The sequence below is a fragment of the Streptomyces sp. FH025 genome (assembly GCF_017427025.1).
In the GTDB taxonomy this organism is placed as follows: Bacteria; Actinomycetota; Actinomycetes; order Streptomycetales; family Streptomycetaceae; genus Kitasatospora.
The window spans coordinates 1-2778 of record NZ_JAFLNG010000870.1 but is presented as its reverse complement, the minus strand read 5'-3'; the positions used below and the strand labels follow the sequence as shown (position 1 = coordinate 2778).

Below are 2778 nucleotides of genomic sequence, written 5' to 3'. Positions count from 1 at the left end.
GCGCTGCGAGCGATGCGCGAGGACGTCCAGTCCCTGGACCTGCGCGACGTGACCGGCACCTGGGTGTCCGCCGTCATCCTCCAGAACCAGATCGAGGCCAGGATCGCCGCCCTGGCCGACCTCGCCGACACCCCGCTGTTCTTCGGCCGCCTCGACTACCTGCACGCGATCAGCGAGGAGCTGAGCGAGGGCGGAGGAGGGGAGAACTTCTACATCGGCCGCCGCCACGTCCACGACGCCGACGGCGACCCGATGGTGATCGACTGGCGCGCGCCGGTCTCCCAGCCGTTCTACCGGGCCAGCCGCACCGCACCGATGGACGTCGAGCGCCGCCGCCGCTTCGGCTACACCGGCGGCGAGCTCACCGCCTACGAGGACGAGCACCTCACCGACCCGGCCGCAGAGACATTCACCGGCTCCGCCGGGGGGTCCACCACCTCCGCCCTGCTCGCCGCCGAGATCGAGAAGCCCCGCGTCGGCCCGATGCGCGACATCGTCGCCACCATCCAGCCCGAGCAGGACGAGATCGTCCGCTCGGACATCACGGGCACCATCTGCGTCCAGGGGGCGCCCGGCACCGGGAAGACCGCGGTCGGCCTGCACCGTGTCGCCTACCTGCTGTACGCGCACCGGGAGCGGCTGGCCCGCACCGGCACCCTGGTGATCGGCCCGAACAACGCCTTCCTCTCCTACATCGAGCAGGTGCTCCCCGCCCTCGGCGAGCTGGACGTCGCCCAGGCCACCGTGCAGCAGCTGGTCGCGCACGTCGAGGTCCGGGGCGAGGACGACCCGGAGGCGGCCCGGCTGAAGGGCGACGCCCGGATGGCCGAGGTGCTGCGCCGGGCGGTGCGGGCGGGCATCACCCTGCCCACCGAGCCCTGCGTGGTGGTCCGCGGCTCCCGCCGCTGGCGCGTGCCGGTGTACGAACTGGTCGAGATCATCGAGGAGTTGAAGGGCCGCGAGGTCCGCTACGGCGCCGCCAGGGACGCCCTGCCGCAGCGCATCGCGCACGCCGTGCTGCTGAAGATGGAGCAGGGCGGCGAGGCCCCGGACGACCGGGTGCAGGACGCGGTGGCCCGCAACAGCGCGGTCAAGGCCGTGGTCAAGGAGTGCTGGCCGGCCGTCGACCCGGCCAAGCTGGTGCTGCGGCTGCTCTCCGAGCCGGAGTTCCTGGCCGAGTGCGCCGAGGGCGTGCTGACCCCCGAGGAGCAGCAGGCGGTGCTGTGGCCCAAGCCGGGCCGCTCGGTGAAGACCGCCCGCTGGACGCAGGCCGACGCCGTTCTGGTGGACGAGGCCGCCGACCTGGTGCAGCGCACGCCCTCGCTCGGGCACGTGGTGCTGGACGAGGCCCAGGACCTCTCCCCGATGCAGTACCGCGCGGTCGGCCGCCGCTGCACCACCGGCTCGGCCACCGTCCTCGGCGACCTCGCCCAGGGCACCACCCCCTGGGCGACGGCGAGTTGGCCCGACGCGCTGCGCCACCTGGGCAAGCCGGAGGCGCACGTCGAGGAGCTGACCAAGGGCTTCCGGGTACCGGAGGAGGTCATCGCGTACGCCTCCCGGCTGCTGCCCGCGATCGCCCCCGGACTGGCCCCTGCCACCTCCGTCCGCGAGACTCCCGGATCCCTGATGATCCGTCAGATTGCCGACGGGGAGCTGACGGAGGCCGTCCTGGCAGCCTGCCGGGAGGCGCTGGAGCACGAGGGCTCGACCGGCCTGATCGCCGCCGACGCCCGGATCCCGCTGCTCGCCGAGGCGCTCACCGCCGCCGGGCTGCCGCACCTCTCCCCCGGAGCGGAGACCAGCGCCGAGGCCCGGCTGACACTCGTCCCGGCCTCGCTGGCCAAGGGTCTGGAGTACGACTACGTGGTGCTGGACGAGCCGGCCGCGGTGATCGCCGGCGAGCCGGACGAGCGGACCGGCCTGCGCCGGCTGTACGTGGCGCTGACCCGAGCCGTCTCCGGCCTGACGGTGCTGCACGCCGAACCGCTGCCCGAGCAGCTCGGCTGACGGAACCGGCTCGGCCGACAGGCCGGAGGGGCCGGCCCCTCGCACGGGACCGGCCCCTCCGGCCGAACAGGACGCTCAGGCCGACCAGGACGACCAGGACGCTCAGGACGGCCAGGACGCTCAGGCGTCGATGAGCGCCCGCCACTCGGCGACCTTGGCCGCGTCGACCGGCGTCCGCCAGCCGTCGACCCGCACCGCGCCGCCGACGTGGAAGGCGTCGAAGCCCTCCGCCCGCAGCTCCTTCAGGTGCTCGGCCCGCAGGCCCCCGCCGATCAGGATCCGCTGGCCGTACCCGGCCTCGCCCGCGCGGGCCAGCTCGGCCGTCAGCACCTCCCGCCCGGCGTCCACCCCGGCGGCCGCGCCGGAGGTGAGGAAGGTGTCGAGCCCGGGCAGCGCGCCGACGGCGGCGCGCAGGGCGGTCCGGTCGGCGCTGTGGTCGATCGCCCGGTGGAAGGTCCAGCGGCAGCCGTCGATCGCCTCGGCGACGGCCGTGGTGGCGGCCAGGTCGACGGCGCCCCCGGCGTCGAGGAAGCCGAGGACGAACTCCTCGGCGCCCTCGGCCCTCAGCTCGGCGGCCCGGGCGCACAGCGCGTCCAGGTCGCCGGGGGCGAAGCCGTCCCGGATCCGGAGCATGACGCGCAGCGGGATGCCGACGGCGGCCCGGATCCGGGCGAAGTCCTCGACCGACGGGGTGAGCCCGTCGGAGGCCATGTCGGTGACCCGTTCGAGCCGGTCGGCGCCGCCCGACTCGGCGGCCTGGGCATCCTG

At 74.8% G+C, this 2778-nt stretch carries 2 protein-coding genes; one reads left to right on the top strand and one right to left on the bottom strand.

The window, feature by feature from the left end; genetic code table 11:
• A partial coding sequence (locus J0670_RS34990) for an AAA family ATPase (RefSeq protein WP_207816529.1) occupies nt 1-2010 on the top strand: 2010 nt, incomplete at its 5' end.
• Nucleotides 2011-2130: 120 nt separating this feature from the next.
• Here the strand turns inward: J0670_RS34990 and J0670_RS34985 are convergent.
• A partial coding sequence (locus J0670_RS34985) for a copper homeostasis protein CutC (protein WP_207816528.1) occupies nt 2131-2778 on the bottom strand: 648 nt, incomplete at its 5' end.